The 21,823-nt window shown below is 39.2% G+C and carries 16 protein-coding genes; 8 read left to right on the plus strand and 8 right to left on the minus strand.

From position 1 onward, the window contains the following. Positions 1-437: 437 nt before the first annotated feature. From AMR95_RS01050 to AMR95_RS01060, 3 genes are all read left to right on the plus strand, one after another. Positions 438-4,493 carry an isopeptide-forming domain-containing fimbrial protein gene (locus tag AMR95_RS01050; RefSeq protein WP_058837313.1) on the plus strand — a complete coding sequence of 1,352 codons (4,056 nt, stop codon included), beginning with the start codon at positions 438-440 and terminating at the stop codon, positions 4,491-4,493. A gap of 6 nt (positions 4,494-4,499) precedes the next feature. Continuing rightward, positions 4,500-5,060, plus strand: a complete 561-nt coding sequence (locus AMR95_RS01055) for a class D sortase (protein WP_058837314.1) — start codon at positions 4,500-4,502, stop codon at positions 5,058-5,060. Positions 5,061-5,158: 98 nt separating this feature from the next. Beyond that, positions 5,159-5,443, plus strand: a complete 285-nt coding sequence (locus AMR95_RS01060; RefSeq protein ID WP_039176465.1) for an AbrB/MazE/SpoVT family DNA-binding domain-containing protein — start codon at positions 5,159-5,161, stop codon at positions 5,441-5,443. Positions 5,444-5,483: 40 nt separating this feature from the next. Here AMR95_RS01060 and AMR95_RS01065 read toward each other — a convergent pair whose 3' ends face one another. The 3 genes from AMR95_RS01065 to tcyA are packed head-to-tail and all read right to left on the minus strand — an operon-like array spanning position 5,484 to position 7,734. Continuing rightward, complete coding sequence (locus tag AMR95_RS01065) at positions 5,484-6,227, minus strand: amino acid ABC transporter ATP-binding protein (protein ID WP_041089051.1); 744 nt, start codon at positions 6,225-6,227, stop codon at positions 5,484-5,486. 12 nt (positions 6,228-6,239) lie between these two features. Beyond that, entirely contained in the window at positions 6,240-6,932 is a 693-nt protein-coding gene (locus tag AMR95_RS01070; protein WP_024424286.1) for an amino acid ABC transporter permease, read from the minus strand. Then, positions 6,919-7,734 carry a cystine ABC transporter substrate-binding lipoprotein TcyA gene (tcyA, locus tag AMR95_RS01075; protein WP_039176473.1) on the minus strand — a complete coding sequence of 272 codons (816 nt, stop codon included), beginning with the start codon at positions 7,732-7,734 and terminating at the stop codon, positions 6,919-6,921. The genes AMR95_RS01070 and tcyA overlap by 14 nt, the downstream gene beginning before the upstream one ends. A 314-nt stretch (positions 7,735-8,048) precedes the next feature. Between tcyA and AMR95_RS01080 the strand changes: the two genes are divergently transcribed. Next, positions 8,049-9,482, plus strand: a complete 1,434-nt coding sequence (locus AMR95_RS01080) for an amino acid permease (protein ID WP_039176475.1) — start codon at positions 8,049-8,051, stop codon at positions 9,480-9,482. A 143-nt stretch (positions 9,483-9,625) separates the two neighbouring features. On the opposite strand, the gene AMR95_RS01085 is transcribed toward AMR95_RS01080, so the two are convergent. From AMR95_RS01085 to AMR95_RS01100, 4 genes are all read right to left on the minus strand, one after another. Continuing rightward, positions 9,626-11,179 (minus strand): MFS transporter, encoded by a 1,554-nt coding sequence (locus AMR95_RS01085; protein ID WP_058837315.1) that lies wholly within the window; start codon positions 11,177-11,179, stop codon positions 9,626-9,628. 84 nt (positions 11,180-11,263) lie between these two features. After that, positions 11,264-12,118, minus strand: coding sequence for an SDR family oxidoreductase (locus tag AMR95_RS01090; protein WP_126682201.1), 855 nt, complete (start codon positions 12,116-12,118; stop codon positions 11,264-11,266). Positions 12,119-12,141: 23 nt separating this feature from the next. Beyond that, complete coding sequence (gene uxuA, locus AMR95_RS01095) at positions 12,142-13,209, minus strand: mannonate dehydratase (protein WP_039176484.1); 1,068 nt, start codon at positions 13,207-13,209, stop codon at positions 12,142-12,144. Positions 13,210-13,246: 37 nt separating this feature from the next. After that, positions 13,247-13,924, minus strand: a complete 678-nt coding sequence (locus tag AMR95_RS01100; protein WP_039176486.1) for a GntR family transcriptional regulator — start codon at positions 13,922-13,924, stop codon at positions 13,247-13,249. Between the two features lie 355 nt (positions 13,925-14,279). Here AMR95_RS01100 and AMR95_RS01105 point away from each other — a divergent pair, with 355 nt between their 5' ends. The 3 genes from AMR95_RS01105 (at position 14,280) to uxaC (ending at position 18,136) form a co-directional block, all read left to right on the plus strand. Further along, entirely contained in the window at positions 14,280-15,446 is a 1,167-nt protein-coding gene (locus AMR95_RS01105; protein WP_058837317.1) for a Gfo/Idh/MocA family protein, read from the plus strand. Between the two features lie 58 nt (positions 15,447-15,504). Continuing rightward, positions 15,505-16,602: a Gfo/Idh/MocA family protein gene (locus tag AMR95_RS01110; RefSeq protein WP_039176497.1), complete on the plus strand. Its 1,098-nt coding sequence runs from the start codon at positions 15,505-15,507 to the stop codon at positions 16,600-16,602. Positions 16,603-16,684: 82 nt separating this feature from the next. Then, entirely contained in the window at positions 16,685-18,136 is a 1,452-nt protein-coding gene (gene uxaC / locus AMR95_RS01115) for a glucuronate isomerase (RefSeq protein ID WP_058837318.1), read from the plus strand. A gap of 71 nt (positions 18,137-18,207) precedes the next feature. Here the strand turns inward: uxaC and AMR95_RS01120 are convergent, their stop codons facing one another. Next, positions 18,208-19,701 (minus strand): peptide MFS transporter, encoded by a 1,494-nt coding sequence (locus AMR95_RS01120; RefSeq protein ID WP_058837319.1) that lies wholly within the window; start codon positions 19,699-19,701, stop codon positions 18,208-18,210. A 263-nt stretch (positions 19,702-19,964) separates the two neighbouring features. On the opposite strand from AMR95_RS01120, the gene AMR95_RS01125 reads away from it, so the two are divergent. After that, a complete protein-coding gene (locus AMR95_RS01125; protein ID WP_058837320.1) occupies positions 19,965-21,752 on the plus strand; it encodes a right-handed parallel beta-helix repeat-containing protein in 1,788 nt (595 codons plus the stop codon). Positions 21,753-21,823 lie beyond the last annotated feature (71 nt).

Below are 21,823 nucleotides of genomic sequence, written 5' to 3' on the forward strand. Positions count from 1 at the left end.
AGAATTTTTTTGATTTGTAAAGGTCAAAACATCAAAACAAACAGCAAGACTTTCGAATTGTTTTTTTTACCAAACCAAGCCATTAATTCCCTCCTTTTAAAAGAAAAAGAAAAAAATTCAATATATTTTGACAAAAAAATAATCTAAACCAATTAAAGAATAATTATCTTTAGATAGAAGAGATTGTATGTAAACTGTGTCATTAGACCTGTTGGAAAATACGGAGGTTTACGATAAAAAAAGATCATTTTATTGGAAAAAACATATGCAAATCAAACGTTGAGAGGCACCTGTTACTAAAGGTCTATTTTTGTCGAAATTAGTCATTTAGTCATGTTGTTACTTTTGAAATGTTACTGATATTCTTTACCAAAGTGTGGGAGGTGAACTGGTACATACCATTACGATATAAAGCAAGAAAAAGGGGAGGTCAAAAAATGAATATATTGAAAAGAACGAGTCAATTATTTCTTATATTAATGCTGATTGCTGGAAATTTATTAACAGTTTCACCGGTAGTGACGAAAGCCGCGGGGACGGTTGTTGTGAACAATACGGATTCCTATATGTTTGGGAGTAGACCGCTGGTTCTTCAGCAGCTTGATGGAAATAACCCAACAAACGTAAAAGCTAGTGTACAGGTGAAAGGAATCGATGTAGGTGCAGTGAATGGTGTTGCTGTAAGTGATCGAGAAAATGTTGTATATGCAACTGCAGATAATATCGGTAGCCCTAGTCTATATAAAATAAATGCGACCTCAGGGCAGGCAGAGATCGTAACCAAATTACCTGAAGGTGCTACTAATGCCGTTGTGTATCAAGATAAATATATATATTCTTATGCTTCTAATGGTGAGTATTTCCTTGGAACGTACGATTTAGTTACGGGTAAAAAAACGGCCAAAAAAATCGTAGGCTATGAGATTGGGTCTGGCGTTGGCGGAGACCTTGTCGTTGATAAGGACGGTTATCTTTGGTTCGCATCCAATGGCAGTGGTGCCATTGCACAAATGAACCCTGATACAGCAGAGGTCATTCGTGTCATTCCAATTAAAAATGCGGATGGTAAAACGATTGACGGAGGCGTTCGGGGAATTAGCTTTTTGCCAAATGGACAAATGCTATTACAGTCAGGATTAAATGAATCCATTGGTCATTCCACTCTTTTTACACTTGATGCGAAAACATTAAGTACAACATATATGGGCACTGTAGGTGATACATTATCTTACGACCTAGCTTCACGTGTAAAACCAGAATTTGATCCATATCCGCCAGAGCTTGAATCAGAAAAATCAGTTGTCTTACAGAAAAAAGCAGAGGGCAACACGGATGAGAAGCATCCAGAAGTAGGCGATACCCTTCTTTATACAATTAGAGCCAAAAATACAGTACAATACGGCATTCTTAAAAATCTAATCATTTCAGATCAGCTTCCAAGCAGTTTAAGCTATGTTGCAGGCTCACTTAAGGTAGATGGTGCCAGTGTAACAGATGCAAAAGATCAAGACAAAGGTGATTATACAAACGGCACTGTTGCAGGACAAGTAGGTGACGTGAAAGATACCGATTGGCACACTGTGACATTTGAAGCGACAGTAGGAAAAGGTCAGGCAGGCAAGGATATTAAAAATACTGCCAATGTAAAAGGGGAGAACACACCACCAGGCAATCCAACAACAGATATAGAAATCTATCCTCGAGATCCAAAGCTTGAATCAGAAAAATCGGCGGTCTTGCAGAAAAAAGCAGAGGGCAACACAGATGAGAAGCATCCAGAAGTAGGCGACACATTGCTTTATACCATCCAAGCCCGTAATGCTGTTGAAGATAGCTTCATTGAAGAACTTGTCATTTCTGATAATTTACCTCAAGGATTATCATATGTACCAAATTCACTTCAGGTAGATGGAAATCCAGTCACGGATACAAAAGATGATGACAACGGCGATATAACAGATGGAACTGTTACTGGAACGTTCGGTGAAGTGAAAGATGCGAAGTGGCATACAGTGACGTTCGAAGTGACGGTTAACAAAGGTCAGGCAGGCAAAGACATTCAAAATACAGCGAGTGTCACAGGCGGTAACACACCACCAGAGAAACCGACAACAAAAACAGAAATCTATCCTCGTGACCCGAAGCTAACGTCAGAAAAATCAGCCGTCTTACAGAAAAAAGCAGAAGGTAACACAGATGAGAAGCATCCAGAGGTTGGTGACACTCTTCTTTATACAATTAAAACAAAGAATACGAAAGAAGACAGTCTCGTTGAAAACTTAGTGATCTCAGATGAACTGCCGGAAGGATTGGCGTATGTACCGAATTCACTACAGGTGGATGGAGATACAGTCACAGACGCAAAGGATGACGATAACGGAGACTTTACAAACGGAGCCATTTCAGGACAATTTGGCGACATTAAGGATACAGATTGGCATACGGTGACGTTTGAAGTGACGGTTGAAAAAGGACAATCAGGCAAAGACATTCAAAATACAGCGAGTGTCACAGGGGGCAACACACCACCAGAGAAACCGACAACAAAAACAGAAATCTATCCGCGAGATCCAAAGCTTGAATCAGAAAAATCAGCGGTCTTGCAGAAAAAAGCAGAAGGTAACAAAGATGAGAAACATCCAGAAGTAGGCGATACCCTTCTTTATACGATTAAAACAAAGAATACGATAGAAGACAGTTTGATTAAAGATTTAGTCATTTCAGATCAATTACCAAAAGGACTGAAGTATGTCACTGGATCCCTGCAAATTGATGGAGAATCCGTCACGGACGTAAAAGACGATGATAGCGGAGACTACACAGATGGAAAGGTTACAGGATCTTTTGGTGATGTGAAGGATACGGACTGGCACAACGTGACGTTTGAAGTAACAGTTGAAAAGGGACAGGCTGGTCAAGACATTCAAAACACAGCTAGCGTCACAGGCGAAAACACACCGCCAGAAGAGCCATCAACAGAAACAAAAATTTACCCTCGTGACCCAAAACTAACATCAGAAAAATCAGCGGGCATTCAGAAAAAGGCAGAGGGCAACACAGATAAAAAGACACCACAGGTAGGCGATACCCTTCTTTATACGATCAAAACAAAGAATCTTGAAGAAGACAGCATCGTCAACAATCTCGTGATTTCTGATGAATTGCCAGAAGGTCTTCAATATGTCGAAGGTTCACTAAAAGTAGATGGACAAGCCGCAACAGATGCAAAAGATGACGATAACGGAGACTACACAAAAGGCACAGTAACCGGTCAATTTGGCGATATCAAAGATACAGACTGGCATACAGTGACCTTTGAAGCGAAAGTTGCAAAAGGCCAATCAGGTAAAAGCATTCAAAACACAGCGAAAGTAACAGGCGAAAACACGCCGCCAGAAGAGCCATCAACAGAAACAAAAATTGATCCAAGAGATCCAAAGCTTGAATCAGAAAAAACATCTGAAATCTCTCAAAAAGCAGAAGGCAATACAGATGAAAAACAAGTACAGACAGGCGACACGCTCCTTTACACCATCAAAACAAAAAATAGTGTAGAAGATAGTGTCATCAAAGATCTAGTCATCGCAGATAAACTGCCAGAAGGTCTTGAATATGTAGAAGGTTCACTAAAAGTAGATGGACAAGCCGCAACAGATGCAAAAGATGACGATAACGGAGACTATACAAAAGGCACAGTAACCGGTCAATTTGGCGATATCAAAGATACGGACTGGCATACAGTGACCTTTGAAGCGAAAGTCGCAAAAGGCCAATCAGGTAAAAGTATTCAAAACACAGCAAAAGTAACAGGCGAAAACACGCCGCCAGAAGAGCCATCAACCGAAACAGAAATTGATCCAAGAGATCCAAAGCTTGAATCAGAAAAAACATCTGAGATCTCTCAAAAAGCAAAAGGCAATACAGATGAAAAACAAGCACAGGCAGGCGACACGCTCCTTTACACCATCAAAACAAAAAATAGTGTAGAAGACAGTGTCATCAAAGATCTAGTCATCGCAGATAAACTGCCAGAAGGTCTTCAATATGTCGAAGGTTCGTTAAAAGTAGATGGACAAGCGGCCACAGATGCAAAAGATGATGACAATGGAGACTACACAAAAGGCACAGTAACCGGTCAATTTGGCGATATCAAAGATACGGACTGGCATACAGTCACATTTGAGGCGAAGGTTGCCAAAGGATCTGAAGGGAAAACCATTCAAAATATCGCAGTCGTAAGTGGTGAGAATGTAGACGATCCAGACAACCCTGAAAACTCAACAACTGTAGAACCACCGCATAAGCCAGAGGTGCCAGCAAATCCAGATACGCCTACTAATTCAGATACGCCTTCTAGTTCAGAAACGGAGACACCTGGTCATCATCTTCCGAATACTGCAACTGCGATGTACAACCTTTTACTAGCAGGTTTTGCACTCGTATTAATAGGTGCAGCTCTTATCGTCTGGAACAGAAGAAAAAGAAACGGATAACCGGTCATGTTTCAAAAATTCATCTCAGCGATATTGATCATAGCAGGGCTTTGTCTTGCGATTGTAGGATATTTGAATATCGTTGATGGGCAAAAAGAAGTAGATCAGTCATTTCAGTCTGCACAAGCAGCCATTCAGCAAAAGGGGAAAACAGATTCCCCTTTTGCGCCGCAGACTGGTGAAGCGATTGGGCTTTTGCACATCCCAAAGCTAAAAGCTGAGTTACCGATTGTAGAAGGAACAGATGCAGATGATTTAGCAAAAGGCGTTGGTCACTTTCACGAGAGTTATTTTCCAAACGAGCACGGACAAATCGTTTTATCAGGGCACCGTGATACGGTGTTTAGACGAACAGGAGAACTTGTGAAGGGAGATCAATTGATTATCGAGCTTTCATATGGACGTTTTGTCTATGAAATCGAGAAAACAAAGATAGTGAAGAAAGATGATCAAACAATTATTACGTTACAACAGGAAAAGGAAGAACTTATCCTCACCACATGTTACCCTTTTTCCTATATTGGTCCTGCACCAAACAGATATATCATATATGGGAAGCGTATTTAGTCACTGGAACAGCCTGCAGATTAACCGATTTGATCGCTTAATCCCTTCATATAGAGGGAATTGTCTATATCATATCTAGTGATGCAGGAGGGGGCAATTTGTTAAATAACGATTATGTTAAATATATAGATAAATTTGGGAGAATTGTTCTTCCGACAGAGATGAGAAAACGGTTGAACATTCATCCGCAAGATTTTATGGAGATTTATCGAGAAGAAGATCAAATAGTGATGAAGCCGTATTGGCAGGACAAACCTTGTATCGTAACAGGGCAAGTGACGTGTTCCAATAAGGTGCTATCCGGCGGTGTGGTCATCAGTCCAGAGGGAGCAAGGCTGCTCCTGCAAGATTTACTGGCGCTTCGCCTGCAAAAAGAGATATAAAAAAAGGCTGTCCTCACCACGTGAGAACAGCCTTTTTTCATCATACTGGATTCAAAATCCGGTTTAAGAATTGTTTTGTTCGTTCTTCCTTTGGTCGTTTGAAGATTTCTTCCGGAGGACCTTGTTCGACGATGACGCCGCCATCAATAAAAATCACTTCGTCTGCTACTTCTTGGGCAAACTTGATTTCATGTGTGACAACCGCCATGGTCCAGCCTTCCTTCGCTAGATCCTTCATGACCTTTAAAACTTCCCCGACAAGCTCAGGATCAAGTGCAGAGGTTGGTTCATCAAAAAGCATAAGCTCTGGCTGAATGGCAAGTGCACGGGCAATCCCGACACGCTGCTTTTGACCGCCTGAGAGCTGAAATGGATACAGGTCTTTTTTATCCTCAAGACCGACCTTTTGCAAGAGCTGAATGGCTTCTTTTCGAACCATTTCCTTTGGACGGCGCTGCACCTGGACAGGACCTTCCATGACATTTTCAAGCACTGTACGGTGAGGAAACAGGTGATAATCCTGAAACACCATTCCTGATTTCCGGCGTAGCTTCAGCAGATCAGCTGATTTATTTTTTTTCGAAAAATCAATCGAGAAATCATCGAAGGTAAAGGAGCCGCCATTTGGTATTTCAAGTGCATTTAAACAGCGAAGCATCGTTGTTTTCCCAGATCCAGATGGACCGAGAATGGCCACAACCTGCCCTTTGTTGATCGAAAAATCAATCGACTTTAAAATCTCATTTTCACCAAAGGATTTCTTTAAGCCTTTGACTGTTAGCATGTCGTTCCCTCCTTACCTTGCGACATATCGATCAAGTCGTTTTTCAATTTGATGCTGAACGAGCGATAGAATGAAGCAGAATACCCAATAGATGAGGGCTGCTTCCATATAAATAAACAAGATCTGATCCAAGTTCGCCGCAGCAATTTCCTGTGATTTACGGAACATCTCTGCCACGAGAATTTGGGAGGCAAGGGATGTATCCTTCACTAAGCTAATGAATGAATTAGACAGCGGTGGAATTGATACACGCACAGCCTGCGGTAAAATGACGCGGACGAGCGTTTTGCGATGTGTCATCCCAATGGAATAACCTGCTTCCCATTGTCCTTTTGGAACAGACAGGACGGATGCACGGATAATTTCCGACGCATACGCACCTACGTTTAAAGAAAAAGCAATAATGGCACTTGGATATGGATCCAGTGTGATATTAAATGTCGGAAAGAAATAGAAAATAATAAACAATTGCACAAAAAGCGGCGTTCCGCGAACGGCCGACACATAGATGGAGAAAATCCATCTGAGGGCTTTAATTTTAGACATTCTAGCAAGAGCTGTCACAAGCGCGATAAAAATACCAATAATAAAGGCAATGATGGCGAGGGGAATTGTATAATAAATCCCCTGCATCACCATTGGCCAAAAAGATTGCTGAAGAAGATCCCAAGGAATGACGACTCCTAGGATGTTATTTTGTAACATCTTCACCAAACCATTTCTTAGAAATCTTAGCGAGTGTACCGTCTTTTTTCATTTCTTTTAATGCGCCATTCACTTTGTCAACGACTTCGCCGCTGCCTTTTCTGAATGCGAAATAAGTTTCTTGAGGATCTCCTGTTTCAAATGCAACTTTTAGGTTTTTGTTACCGCTTGTTTTCAAGTAATTCAATACAGCCAATTTGTCATTGAACGTCAGATCAGCACGTCCTTGCTGAATCAATTGAATGGATTGTGCAAGACCTTCGACGCCTTCGATCTTAGCACCAGCATCTGTTGCTAGTTTGTTGTAGTTACTTGTTAACGATTGTGCTGCTTTTTTGCCTTTAACATCAGATAGTTTCTTGATGTCATTGTTATCTGATTTTGTCACAACAATAGCTTGAGATGTCGTGTATTTATCAGAGAAATCGTATTGATTTTCACGGCCAGTTTTCCCAACTTGGTTCGCTACCACGTCAAAACGTTTTGCATTCAGTCCAGCAAACATACTGTCCCATTGTGTTTCTTTGAATTCAGGTTTTAAGTCAAGGCGTTTTGCTACTTCAGTGATGACTTCTACATCGTAGCCAGTTAATTTATCTGTCTTTTTGTCATGGAAAGTGAAAGGAGCATAAGTACCCTCAGTTCCGATGGTTAATACACCTTTATCCTGAATGGATTTCCAAAGGTCTCCTGATTCCTTAGACCCAGATTGTTTATTCGCGTTGTCGCTTGCACCAGATCCACATGCCGTGATCAATGCAACACAAGCGCCTAAAATAATGGCAAAGAACATTTTTTTCATTTTATTCCCCACTTTTCTTGTTGGTATTTACAACATATGATCTTACAGAGAAGCAACCTAAAAGTAAAGCATTTGAAACTAGCTTGAGCGAATCTCACCAACTTTATGCCCGCAACCCATTTCTTTCAAACCTAAAAAGTCATTCAGTTTATTTGTGCGAACATTACTAAAATAAAGACTTTGAGACAGTGACCATAGAAGGAAGCATATTTATTATAAAAGATGTATAATTAGTAGGTTGTTTTGAAAATGGAATGAATCACATGGAGACATGTTTTAATAACAGAGCATCTTAGAAGAAGGAGGGCATCATTGTGGATGTTGGACAAAATCAGCCTGAACAATTGAAAAGGGCGATGACCTCCCGCCATTTATTTATGATTTCACTTGGCGGTGTCATTGGGACAGGCTTTTTCTTAGGAACGGGCTATACGATTGGACAAGCAGGGCCAGTCGGAGCCGTTCTTTCATATATTGTGGGCGGATTGATCATGTATTTAACCATGCTGTGTCTTGGGGAGCTGTCGGTTGCACTTCCTGTGTCGGGGTCGTTTCATACGTATGCGACGAAATTTGTCAGCCCGGCAGCGGGTTTTGCTGTCGGCTGGATTTATTGGCTCGGCTGGGCGGCAACGGTCGCCCTTGAGTTCTTATCAGCAGGACAGCTGATGAGGCGCTGGCTGCCGCAAGTAGATGTGTGGATTTGGTGTCTCATATTCGGACTCTGTCTTTTCTTATTAAATGCCCGGTCAGCAAAAGCGTTCGGGGAGTCGGAATTTTTCTTTTCTACCATTAAAATTATTGCAATTTTACTCTTTATTGGCGTAGGCGGAGCGGCGATGTTTGGGTTTATTGATACAACGAGCGGTGAACCCGCCCCTTACTTCAGCCATTTTGTGAATGATGGGCTGTTTCCAAATGGCCTGCTTGCCGTTGTGGTCACGATGATTACGGTGAATTTTTCGTTTCAGGGAACAGAGCTGATCGGTATTGCGGCAGGAGAAAGTGAAAACCCCGAGAAAACCGTTCCTCGTTCGATTCATCAAACCGTATGGCGTACACTTGTCTTTTTCGTCTTATCTATTTTCGTCTTAGCCGGTATGGTGCCTTGGAAGGAAGCCAGTGTGCTGCAAAGTCCATTTGTTACTGTGTTTGAGAGAACGGGCATTCCTTTTGCGGCAGACATCATGAACTTTGTCATTATTATTGCTTTATTATCTGTTGCGAACTCTGGCTTGTATGCATCGACGAGAATGCTGTATTCCTTATCGAAGGAAGGAATGGCAGGAAAAGCATTTAGACGCGTCAATCAGCGCGGCATACCGATGAATGCCTTACTGCTCACTTTCCTGTTTACAGGGATTTCGCTGTTATCCGGTTTTTTTGCAGAGAAAACGGTATTTGCCTGGATCGTGTCCATTGCCGGAATGAGTGCCCAGACAGGCTGGATCACGATTACATTATCACAGCTTCTTTTCCGTAGAAAATATTTGAAAGCAGGCGGAAAACTGGAAAACTTAAAATTTAAAACGCCTCTTTATCCGGTGCTGCCAATCATTGCGATTACACTGAATACCATCGTGTTGGTCAGCCTTGCCTTTGATCAAGAGCAGCGCATCGGGCTATATGTCGGCGTACCGCTCATGATCATTGGATATGTTGTCTACCATCGCTATGTGAAAAAGCATCAGGCACAAAGTGAGCCGCTGAAGCTGCAAATCCATGGAGATGATGAGATTCGGTTTTAAAATCAAAAAACACTAAATTTAAGAAATTTAAAAACACCTCTGATATCAATCTGAAGGTGTTTTTTTTTGAAGTGATTCTGGAACTTCTCATATCAATAGAAGTACTATTTAACTGAGCTGTAGTTCTCAACTAACAACAAAAGTTAGTTCATATCCTGCTGTTTAAAATCTTGTTGTTCAAAATTTTGGAGCTTATTCTGATATCCTACGTTATTATTACCCCAAAGCTTCTCGTAATCCCATACTGTTAGCGCTTTCAAAACACTTCTTGTTTCATCATCAGCCTGTTCCATTGAACCATTATTCTTTAACCTATTAATTTCATTAATCATAATGGAATGAGTTTTCTTAGATAATTTAAATTTAAATGAAATAACTAAACTAATCCCGACTAGCCCTACAGTTCCGAAAAACAGAATACCTACAATCCCATTTATTGCTGTCGTAGACTGTGTCGTCGCACTTGCAACGAATCCACTTTCCTGTAAAATAACTCCTACCAAGAATGTGGCTAAAGCTGTAGTACTCTTGCGTGTAAAAGTCATAATACCTGCAAATATTCCTTCTCTTCTTTTACGAGTGACCATTTCATCTACATCAGGAATGAAAGTGTAAATATTCCATGGTATATAATATAATCCACTCTTTCCGATGCCTAAAATAACAGAGAAAGCATACAGCGCTATAATCATATAAGTTGGTTGTGTGAAGTATAAAAATATATAACCACTGATACATGTAATAATAGCAGTATAAGATATTTTCAAAGATGGCGCAGGACCTATTTTAATCACGAGCCAACCAAACAATATGGTACATACCATTTGAAGTAATGAACCAATAGATAATAAATCGGCTGCGAGCACTGCATCTTTATTTAAAGAAAACACAACAAAGTAGACAAAGACAGCGTTTAAAATATCCATGGCAGTAAACGAACAAATATACATCGTGAGGTGCTGACGGAAACTTCTAATTCTAAAAGTAGATGTTAAGTCAATGATGACTTTTTTTATGGATTCTATAGCAGGTACTTTTTCTACACCATCAGGTTCTATCATGTCTTCTTCTATTTTACGTTCCCATGTTGTTCTATGTGTAATTAATAATGCAGCCATAAAAATAAAGGTGAAGATAATTCCATTGTAAAGAAAAACTTGAGGTGAATCTTTTCCGAATATTTCGAATAATCTGCCTGGAATAAAGGTAGCTAAAAATGTTCCTAGTCCTGAGTAGATTAATCTTATTGTTGAGAGCTTGGTCCGTGCATTAAAATCATTCGTCATTTCAGCTCCAAGTGTTTCAAATGGAATTAATACCATTGCTGCAAGGAATTCTAACAAAATATAAACCGTTAAATAGTACCAGTAATTCATATCAGAAATCCAAAGAAGAGAATAAATAACCATCAAAGGGCTTCCAATTAGTAAAAAGAACCTGCGTCGTCCAAATTTTTTCCCAAGTTTTGTACGACCAAAATTGTCAGTGATATGGCCCATAATTGGGCTTGCTATCGCATCAATAATACGAGCAATTGCAATAATAGATCCTGCTTCAACAGGGGTAAGACCACAGTATGTAATAAAAAAATATAACATCCATGCGCCTATGATAGCGAATGCTCCCCCTCCAAATAAATCCATTGTTCCATAACCAATATAATTTTTGAGTGTTAGTTTCCTGTTCTCAGTCTGCATTCTTATTTCTCCTTTCCAAGCCTACTTATAAATTTAAAAAAACATATAAAATAAAGATGTATGACAAGGAAAAAAATAAAAATATTAAACACCTGAATACGCCATAAAACCTCCATCAACAGGAATGGTCACGCCGGTAACAAATGCTGACATATGATCATCAACAAGCCATAATAGGGTACCAAGAAGATCTTCTGGCGTACCAAACCTTCTCATTGGTGTGTTCGAAATAATCTTATGAGACCTCTCTGTATAATCTCCTTCTTCAGTTAGGAGAAGGTTTTTATTTTGTGAGGTTAAAAAGAAGCCCGGTGCTATGGCATTTACTCTAATTCCTGCCTCGGCCATATGAACAGCTAACCATTTGGTGAAATTTTCAATTGCTGCTTTTGCCGCGCTATAAGCAGGCACTTTGGTCATTGGAGAAGGGGCACTCATAGATGACATGTTGATGACAACTGCTCCCTTTCGATGAACCATATTTTTAGTGAAAATTTGTGTAGGAATAAAAGTCCCCATAAAATTTAAATCAAATACATTTTGTACACTATCTGTACTTAAATGAAAAAAAGTATTTACCTTAGGATTAGTAAGGTCTTCTGTTTGAAATATTTCATTGGTTGTATTTGCACTGGAGTGGTTACCACCAGCTCCATTTATCAATATTGTACAATTGCCTAATTCCTCTGTTACAATTTTCTCGGCTTGTTCAACACTCTCTTTATTCAGAACATCACATTTAATCGCAATCGCTTTCCCGCCCATAAGGTTAATTTCTTCGGCTACCTTTTCACCTTTTTCGACTGTTCTATTTAAAATGGCCACAGACACGCCATGTCTAGCAAGTTCCTTTGCCATGGCGCTGCAAAGTACTCCACTTCCTCCTGTTATGACAGCTACTTTACCAGCTAAATTTTTATTTTCTTGTATGTTTACCATGTAGCTTCCTCCTTTGCTTCTTTTCATACAGAATGTTTATTTTGTAAAGCATCCCAAGCTCCCCACAAATACATAATTCCAAGTGCTCTATCATAAAGACCATATCCAGGCCTGCATTGTTCATCCCATATGTGTCTTCCATGATCGGGTCTACAATAACCTTTGAATCCGCTTTCATAATAAGCGTGTATAATAGCTGAAACATCTACTGATCCATCTTTTGATCGATGCGATGTTTCAACAAAGTCCCCGTTATCATATACACGTACATTTCTTATATGAGTAAATGGGATTCTATCAATAAATTCGTGAATCATAGAAACTAAATCATTTTCTAAGTTTGCTCCTAAAGATCCTGTACAGAGCGTTATACAATGATGTGGGCTATTATTTAGTTGTAAAATTTTTCTGATGTTTTTTTGGTTAGTTACTATTCGCGGTAGACCAAAGACAGGCCAAGGTGGATCGTCAGGATGAATAGCCATTTTAATATCATGAAGTTCTGCAATTGGAATAACCTGATCTAAAAAATATTTCAAGTTGTCCCATAAATCATCGTCTGTTACATTTCTGTAGGCTTCAAAAAGGTGGTGGAGGTGATTTAACCGCTCTGGTTCCCAACCTGGCATGGTTAAACTGGAGTTCTCACTAATTTTATTTACTAAGTCTTTCGGATCAATATCTTTAATTCGACTATGTTCATAAAATAGAGCTGTAGAGCCATCAGGAAGTGTTTTATTTAAGTCTGTACGGATCCAATCAAATACAGGCATAAAGTTATAACATATGACTTTAACACCGACCTTTGCTAGCTTCTGAATTGTTTTCTTATAATTTTCTATGTATCGATCTCTAGTTGGAAGTCCGAGCTTAATGTCTTCATGAACATTCACGCTTTCAACCACTTCAATATGAAGGTTATGTTTATCAGCTAATTTTTTCATTTCTACAATTCTTTCTAGTGGCCACTCTTCTCCTGCGGGCACATCATGCAGTGCCCAAACAATTCCTTCCACTCCTGGAATCTGCTTTATTTGTTCCAGTGTGATTGTGTCGTTTCCTTCGCCAAACCATCTAAATGTCATCCTCATCTACCATCACCCCTAAAATATAAGTAACAACCTATTTTTATTTAAAATAATTTGGATATTCTTTCTTCAATAATTCTTTATCAACAAGTGCAATTTTCAAATGCTCTTCCATGATTGTTTCAGCTTTATCAGCATCTTGATCTTGTATTGCTTTGAAGATATTTACATGTTGAGAAAAAATATTATCCCAATTATAATCTGTTACTAGCCTTAACATGCGACTCCTATTAAAGTGTACATTCATCTGTTGAATAACTAACCATGTTTTTTCTTTTTTACACCGCTTGAAAATAGTTCTATGAAACTCCTCATCTAATTCAAACATTTTTTTATAATCTTTTTTCTTAACGCAAATTTTTTGCATACTTAAATTCATATCTAAATCATTAATCAACTCTTCAGAAGGTTCCTGACAGGCTAGTCTAATCACTGCCTTCTCGAGATGTTCTCGCATAAACCGTGCTTCCTCCACAAGGTTCAAATCAATTAAAGAAACAAATGTACCTCGTTGAGGGTAGATACTTAATAATCCTTCTTGAGATAATTTTAAAAAGCTTTCTCTTACAGGAGTTCGACTAACATTAAATTGAATGGATATTTCTTTTTCAGAAATATTTGTCCCAGGTGGAAGCTTCAGGCTTAATATTTGATCTTTTAGCATATTGTAAACTTGTTCCCTCGTAGAGAGGTTTTGGTTTTTAAAATCAATATTCATTATTCTAATCTCCTTTCTCTAACATACTACCATACAAGTGCATTAGAATGGTAGACACTAATTTAATTTTTCTGAATATTACCCTGTGAGCATTTATAACTCTTGATGATTCTAACTATGTAAGCCATGATCAATCATAAAAGTGAGGGATATTAAAAAGAAAATTCAAAAAACTATACAAAATTCAAAAAGATTGAGTTATAATGTTTTTGAGCTACCATACTAGTATAACTAGAATATTAATAGAACGAACGGTACTCTGATCTATCAGTTAGGTGAATCATTCAGTTTTTTGAAAGCGCTATCTCATTATTAGAAGTGAAAATTTATCTTCTTGCAGAAGGGAAAGATTGATATGACCAACATCGCAATTATAGGAACTGGATCTATTGCAACTGCCCATATCGAGGCTTATCTTGCAATGCCTGAAATCAGTAAAATTGTAGCTTTAGCTGATATTTATCCTGAAAAAGCAATGTCTGCAGCAACAAAATATAACCTAGAAGCACGAGTTGTCGCTAACTACCAAGAGTTATTGAATGATCCTACGATTGATGCCGTTTCCATTTGTACACCTCCTTATATGCACGCAACCATTGCCATCGATTTTCTTAAAGCAGGCAAACATGTCTTAGTAGAAAAACCTATGGCTTCTTCTCTAAAAGAATGTGACGAAATGATAAAAGCATCTATTGAAAGCCAAAAGCTTTTATCCGTTGTTGCTCAAAACAGGTTTATGACGCCCATTATGAGATTAAAACATGTCCTTGATCAAAACCTCATTGGAAAAATCGCTCATACTCAAGTTGATTCTTTTTGGTGGCGTGGTCATAGTTACTATGATTTATGGTGGCGCGGTACATGGGAAAAAGAAGGTGGAGGTTGTACACTTAATCATGCTGTCCATCATATTGATATGTTGCAATGGATGTTAGGATTGCCGACTGACATTTTTGCAGCAACTAGTAATACCTTGCATGATAATGCAGAGGTTGAAGACCTTTCGATTGCTGTACTTCGCTATGGAAATGGCAGCTTAGCTCAAGTAACCAGTTCTGTTGTTCATCATGGAGAAGAACAACAATTGATTTTTCAAGGTGAAAAAGCTAGAGTATCTGTCCCATGGAAAGTAAATGCTCAAATAGCTAAAGAAAATGGGTTTCCTCAAGAGAAAAATGATGAGGATTTAGAAAATCGTATTCAGGAAGCTTTTAATCAATATCCGGAATTACTATTTGAAGGGCATAAAGGACAAATAAATAATTTTTTAATGGCTATCAAGGGTAACCAGAAGCTTTTAATTGATGGAACAGAAGGAAGAAAAACACTAGAACTTATTACAGCCATCTATAAATCTGCAAACCAAGGTGTTCATGTGAAGCTTCCTCTTTTAGCAGACGATCCTTTTTACACACGTGAAGGCATGCTCGCGAACGTTAAGCATTTTTATGAAAAACAAAGCAGTGTAGAAAATTTTTCAGACGATACGATAACCGTTGGAGGAAATTACGAGAAACTATGAGTCTAACGTTATAAATTATTAAAAATAAACTGGAAGCTAGCTAGAGGAGGAACAAATCATGCAGAAAAGTGATGGAATGAATTATGCTCCTAAGGGAAAAAGTGCCCCTGTTGTTACAGAAGGACAATTCGTAATAGCAGCTATAGGTCTTGATCATGGACACATCTATGCAATGTGCAATGGATTAACTGAGGCTGGGGCTACATTAAAATGGGTGTATGATCATGATCAGAAAAAAGTACAAGAATTTTGTAAAGCATATCCGGAGGTACAGGCAGCCAAAAGTGAGAAAGAAGTTCTCGAAGATCCTGATGTAAGGCTCGTGGCAGGCGCAGCCATTACATCTAAACGCTGTGATTTAGGGCTGCGTGTTTTAGATCATGGTAAGCATTACTTTACGGATAAATCACCTTTTACAACGTTAGAACAATTGGAGCTTGCTCGTAAAAAAACAGCTGAAACGGGGCTTAAATGGGCTGTTTATTATAGTGAACGTTTGCACGTGGAGAGTGCCGTATTTGCTGGTCAATTGATTGAACAAGGAGCCATTGGAAAAGTGGTACAAGTTCTTGGGACTGGCCCACATCGTAGTAATGTAGAAAGCAGACCAAGCTGGTTTTTTGAAAAGGAGTATTATGGAGGTATTCTATGTGATATTGGTAGTCACCAAATTGAACAATTCCTTTACTATTCTGGCGCAAAAGATGCAAAAGTTGTACATAGTAAAGTGGGCAATTATAAACATCATCAGTATCCAGAATTGGAAGACTTCGGCGATGCTACTTTAATTGCGGATAATGGGGCTACAAACTATTTTAGAGTAGACTGGCTGACTCCTGATGGCCTTAGCACTTGGGGGGATGGGCGTACATTCATTCTTGGAACAGATGGGTATATTGAAATTCGCAAATACGTAGACATAGCAAGGGATAAAACAGGAGACCATTTATACTTAGTAAATCAACAGACAGAGCAACATTTTTCTCTAAATGGAGAAGTAGGATTCCCTTACTTTGGTGAACTTATTTTAGATTGTTTAAACGATACTGAAAATGCTATGACTCAAGAGCATACTTTTAAAGCCGCAGAACTATGCTTAATTGCACAACGAGACGCAATCTATGTAAATACGGAGATTGAATTAAGTAAGATCTAAAAAAGTGAGGTGTTATTTTTGTTAATAACACCTTATTTCATTTAATTGAGATTTTCTAAACATAAGTATAGAGGTGACTATATTGTCTACATTCCTAAGCGAAGATATGATGCTTAATCACGAAAGTTCAAAAGTTCTTTATCATGATTACGCGAAAAATATGCCAATCTATGATTTTCATACGCATTTAATGGCTGATGACATTGCTGCTAACAAAAAATATGAAAATATGACTGATATTTGGCTTAATGGAGACCACTATAAATGGAGGGCTATGCGGTGGTTTGGTGTAGAAGAAAGATTGATCACGGGGAATGCAAGTGACAAGGAAAAATTCTTAGCTTGGGCCCAAACGGTTCCATATACAATAGGAAACCCTCTTTATCATTGGTCACATTTAGAATTAAGTCGTTATTTCAATATAAATGAGTTGTTCTCAGAAAAAAATGCACATAAAGTTTGGGATATCTGTAATGAGAGATTAAATGAAAGGAACATGTCCACAAATGGAATTTTAGAAAAATTTAATGTAAAAGTTGTATGTACGACTGATGATCCAATCGATACTTTAAAAATTCATCAAATCATACGTAAAGATGTAGGAATTACTACTAGGGTCCTACCTACATTTAGACCGGATCAAGCTTTAAATATTGAACAATCAAATTTTGTGAATTATATAGAAAAATTAGGTGAGTCAATCAACGGCGTTGTTTTAACATATGAAAACTTTATCGCTTCATTACATTCACGAATTGATTATTTTCACGCGAATGGATGCAGAATGTCTGATCATGGTTTTGAAATATTTCCATTTTCACCAGCTACTGAACAAGAAGTATCTTCTATATTTGTACGTGCGCTGCAAGGAAAAACACTATCCCAAGAGGATATCAATAAATTTAAAACAAACACTCTTCTTCACCTGAGTAAAAAATATCATTCTCTTCATTGGACCATGCAATTACACATAGGTGCTTTAAGGAATAATAACACACGAATGTTCAAGTTAACGGGAAAAGATAGTGGGTACGACTCTATGTCTGACTTCCACCTAGCAAGACATTTAAATGGTTTTTTGAATGAATTAGACAAAGATAACCTTTTACCTAAAACCATTATCTATAATTTAAATCCCGTTCATAATGCGATTGTGGCCTCTACTATAGGGAATTTTCAATCTTCTGATGCCAGAGCAAAAATTCAATTTGGATCTGGGTGGTGGTTTAATGATCAAAAAGACGGCATGCTAGATCAAATGAAAACATTATCTAATATAGGTTTGCTTAGCACTTTCGTAGGTATGCTTACAGACTCCAGAAGCTTTTTATCGTTCCCTCGCCATGAATATTTCAGAAGAATTTTATGTAATTTATTTGGGACTTGGATAGAAAATGGTGAGCTTCCAAGGGATTACGAATTTATAGGAAAAATAGTCAAAGATATTTGTTATCACAATGCCGTGAATTATTTTAACATCGAAATAAATGAGACAGTACCAATGAAAACGAATGAATCATGCAGTAAGATATAAAATTTCTATATGAAGACTGATCATCAATAAAGTGAAAAACTGGACATGATGTACTCATGTCCAGTTTTTTATTAATGAACGCCTTTCATCGCTTTCTTAATCACTGGTGTCAGTAATAGCATTACAACGCATAAAACGATGGCCAGCAATCCGATGATACCGAAATAGACGGTTTCTGGCACTTTATCAAACAGTTTGACTACTTGCGCATTGATCGCCTGTGCCATCGCATTTGAAAGGAACCAAAGGCTCATCGTTTGCGCTGAGAAGGCAGCAGGTGCCAGCTTTGTTGTCGCTGACAGTCCAACTGGTGATAAGCAGAGCTCTCCGATCACAACGAGGAAGAAGCTCAGAACGAGCCATAATGGGCTCACAAGTGTGTTCGGACCGGACATGTATGCAGGAATGATCATGATGATGAAGGATAACCCCGCAAACAGAAGGCCGAGTGAGAATTTAATCGGGGTAGACGGCTGTTTCTTCCCAAGTCTGACCCATAACCAAGCAAACACTGGAGACAGCAGCACAATAAAGATTGGGTTCAATGATTGGAACCATGAAGACGCTAGTGTCATCCCAAGAAAATTCAAGTTTGTTCGTTGATCTGCATATGTCGCTAAAATGTTTGAGCCTTGTTCTTGAATCGCCCAGAACATCACGGCAGCAAGGAACAATGGAATATAAGCGAGAACCCTGGATTGCTCCACTGCACTCGTCTTTTTACTGAAATACATGACAATGAAATAAACAATCGGAATGAGTAAACCAAGGGCACTGACAAACCAAGTGAATAGATTAATTGTGAGTGCGCCTGTTTGAATGCCAATGACAGCAAAAACTGCGAGCAAAATCACAACCAATGATCCGTAAATTTTGAAGTTCTTACGCTCGGCAGCTGATAATGGATTTGTCACATAAGTGCCGGCAAGACCAAGGTTCGGTTTTTTTGTGACCACAAATGTAATGAGTCCAACAAGCATCCCAACGGCAGCGAGTGAGAACCCGAGGTGGAAATTCACTTTTTGACCGAGTGTTCCGACAATTAATGGGGAGATAAAGCCACCCATGTTGATCCCCATGTAGAAAATACTAAATCCAGAGTCCCTGCGCGGGTCTGTTTTTGTATACAGGTCGCCAACAATGTTTGAAACGTTTGGCTTAAGAAGACCTGTCCCAATAATAATCAGTCCCATACTAATAAAGAGCGCTGTTGCTCCGCTTGGCAAAGCCAAAATCACGTGGCCAAGCATAATGAAAACTCCGCCATAAAACACCGTACTGGACGAACCAAATACCCGGTCGGCGAGCCATCCGCCAATAACTCCTGACATATAGACAAGCGCACCGTAGACCGACATGATCGAATTGGCTGTCGTCTGGTCAAAGCCTAGACCGCCTTTTGTCACCTCTGTGTACATATAATAAATAAGCAGTGCACGCATGCCATAATAGGAGAAACGCTCCCAAAATTCAGTGAAAAACAGTGTGTAAAGTCCTTTAGGATGTCCAAAAAACCCTTTTTGAGGAACACTTTTAACAATTTTATCGTGGTCAATTGTAGACATGGCATAGATCCTTTCTTAAAAAAAGAGATATGAGAAAAATGATATTCTTGTATAGTTCTTGTGTCAATATAAAACTATTCTAAAACAGGAAAATGTTAGTTCAATAGGCTTAAAGACTCAAAAAAATGAAAAATTCATTGAAGTAAAAATTATCGGAAAGTTATTCCGGAAGAATTTATTTAAAATTTGAATCAATGTACAAGCAAACCTTTACCACATGCATAGAATGACGAGAGAACATGTGTGAAAAGGAGTGATTTAGGTTGGGGGAATTGAATGAAGCTGATCTAAAAAAACCTGTTGTCAATGTACTAGATTTTGGCGTGATTGCTGACGGGAAAACGGATTGCACAGCCAAGCTCAATGAATGTTTAGAATGGACAAAAGCACAAGGGTATTCCCATGTCTGGCTGCCGAGCGGCACATATTTAATAGATGCGGTGTACAGAGGTGATTCATTTTTTCCTTTCCGAGGTGCAGGTATACGGGTGCCAAGTCATATATGCATTGAGATGGCTTCAGACGCTGTGATAAAGGTAAAACCAAATGATTCATGGGGGTATGCAGCCTTTTATATAGGAAAGGTTCAGAATGTGACCATCCGAGGCGGACGTATTGAAGGGGATCGTCATGAGCATGTATACAAGCCGCTACCCTCTGAACGAAAAACCCATGAATGGGGCTTTGGGGTGTGCATTGAAGGTGCCTCCCATGTCGAGGTGAATCATGTCCAAATAAAAAATTGTATGGGAGACGGCATTATTGTCAGTCCCCATGGTTTATTGACAGAGGGGGAACCGTACTCGCCTGCTGCATCTATTGATATTTCCGGCTGCACCATCACCGATTCGAGACGCAACAATATTTCGATTACAGGCTGTGATGGGGTCATTGTGGAGGACTGTCTCTTGGAAAGAGCAGGAGTAAATGGGGTCGAGCCGAGAATGGGCATTGATATTGAAGGCTATGGAGAAAATGCCGTTAATATGGAAGAACCGCTGAATATTCAGATTCGAAACAACATCGTCAGAGGAGGTGCTGCAAGCTCCATCTATAACTTTAATGGCTATGGTGTGATCATTGAAGGCAACCATACAGATAGCAGTATCTCCTATGGCTTCTCCACCGAAACGATCATTGCCAACAATATGATTCGTGCAGTGGGAGGAGGTGTTACAAAAGCAGGGATTACGAGCTTAGGCGTCTCACTTGGTCAAACGGAAAACAATGTGATTATTATTGGCAATATGATTGAGGGGTTTGAAAAAGGGATTGATGTGAGGGGAGACAGTGTTCACATTACAGGTAATAAAATTAGTCTTTTTGAAGATGCGGCTGTGTCCGTTTATATGGCGAATCGTATTCTAATAGAAGGAAACCATATTGAATCAGGAACGAGTACCGGAAAAAGGAGCGCCTCCCTGCGTATCTATCAATCGGATAGTGTCGTCTTTTCAAACAATACGGTCTATTCTGTTATCGATGCGGCCGTGGTGAGAGGAACGAATATCCTTATTCAGCACAATCAATTCAAAGAATTCAGCAGAGGAATCTGGGTGCAGGAAGGGGAAACAGGGATCAACGGCAACCACTTTATTCAAGAAGGACACCCGGAGCTAGATTCTTCCTATACGATCAGTGTCACCGAAAATGCAAAGGCTTTCATCTGGCAGAATCGCTTTAAAAACTATCAAAACTACGCTGTATACAGTAGCACGACAGGGGCATTAGAAATTAAAGACAATTCCTTTGAAGAAACATCCTTATATGTGGTGATGTATATTAAAAATGGTTCACCACAAATTGGAGATAACCGCTTCTATTTAAATCGATCGATCGGACAGCCGACAGCGATCTTTATTGACCAGGCTTCCTCAGCTCGTGTGCTGCGCAATAACATCATCAATCTATCTCCTCAAAAAGCGATTGCCGTCCGCACCGCAAATTCCACTCATTCTGTCATCGCTCACAACATGCTGGAGCGCAGTCAATTGTTGACACATACCACAGACCGGCTCATCGGAAATATTGAGATTGATACGCCATCATGAGCGTTTAAAATCCCTTATTTTGGAGGTTCAGAAGGCGGTTGACAATCCTGTAAAAAGGGCATATAGTAATA

This window comes from Bacillus sp. G1(2015b) (genome assembly GCF_001482475.1).
Lineage (GTDB): Bacteria > Bacillota > Bacilli > Bacillales > Bacillaceae > Bacillus > Bacillus safensis.

Bases quoted from the DNA above. Each gene is read 5' to 3' on its own strand.
- AMR95_RS01050 (WP_058837313.1), top strand. From the start codon at position 438: ATGAATATATTGAAAAGAACGAGTCAATTATTTCTTATATTAATGCTG.
- AMR95_RS01055 (WP_058837314.1), top strand. From the start codon at position 4,500: ATGTTTCAAAAATTCATCTCAGCGATATTGATCATAGCAGGGCTTTGT.
- AMR95_RS01065 (WP_041089051.1), bottom strand. From the start codon at position 6,227: ATGCTAACAGTCAAAGGCTTAAAGAAATCCTTTGGTGAAAATGAGATT.
- AMR95_RS01070 (WP_024424286.1), bottom strand. From the start codon at position 6,932: ATGTTACAAAATAACATCCTAGGAGTCGTCATTCCTTGGGATCTTCTT.
- tcyA (WP_039176473.1), bottom strand. From the start codon at position 7,734: ATGAAAAAAATGTTCTTTGCCATTATTTTAGGCGCTTGTGTTGCATTG.
- AMR95_RS01085 (WP_058837315.1), bottom strand. From the start codon at position 11,179: ATGCAGACTGAGAACAGGAAACTAACACTCAAAAATTATATTGGTTAT.
- AMR95_RS01090 (WP_126682201.1), bottom strand. From the start codon at position 12,118: ATGGTAAACATACAAGAAAATAAAAATTTAGCTGGTAAAGTAGCTGTC.
- uxuA (WP_039176484.1), bottom strand. From the start codon at position 13,209: ATGAGGATGACATTTAGATGGTTTGGCGAAGGAAACGACACAATCACA.
- AMR95_RS01100 (WP_039176486.1), bottom strand. From the start codon at position 13,924: ATGAATATTGATTTTAAAAACCAAAACCTCTCTACGAGGGAACAAGTT.
- AMR95_RS01105 (WP_058837317.1), top strand. From the start codon at position 14,280: ATGACCAACATCGCAATTATAGGAACTGGATCTATTGCAACTGCCCAT.
- AMR95_RS01110 (WP_039176497.1), top strand. From the start codon at position 15,505: ATGCAGAAAAGTGATGGAATGAATTATGCTCCTAAGGGAAAAAGTGCC.
- AMR95_RS01120 (WP_058837319.1), bottom strand. From the start codon at position 19,701: ATGTCTACAATTGACCACGATAAAATTGTTAAAAGTGTTCCTCAAAAA.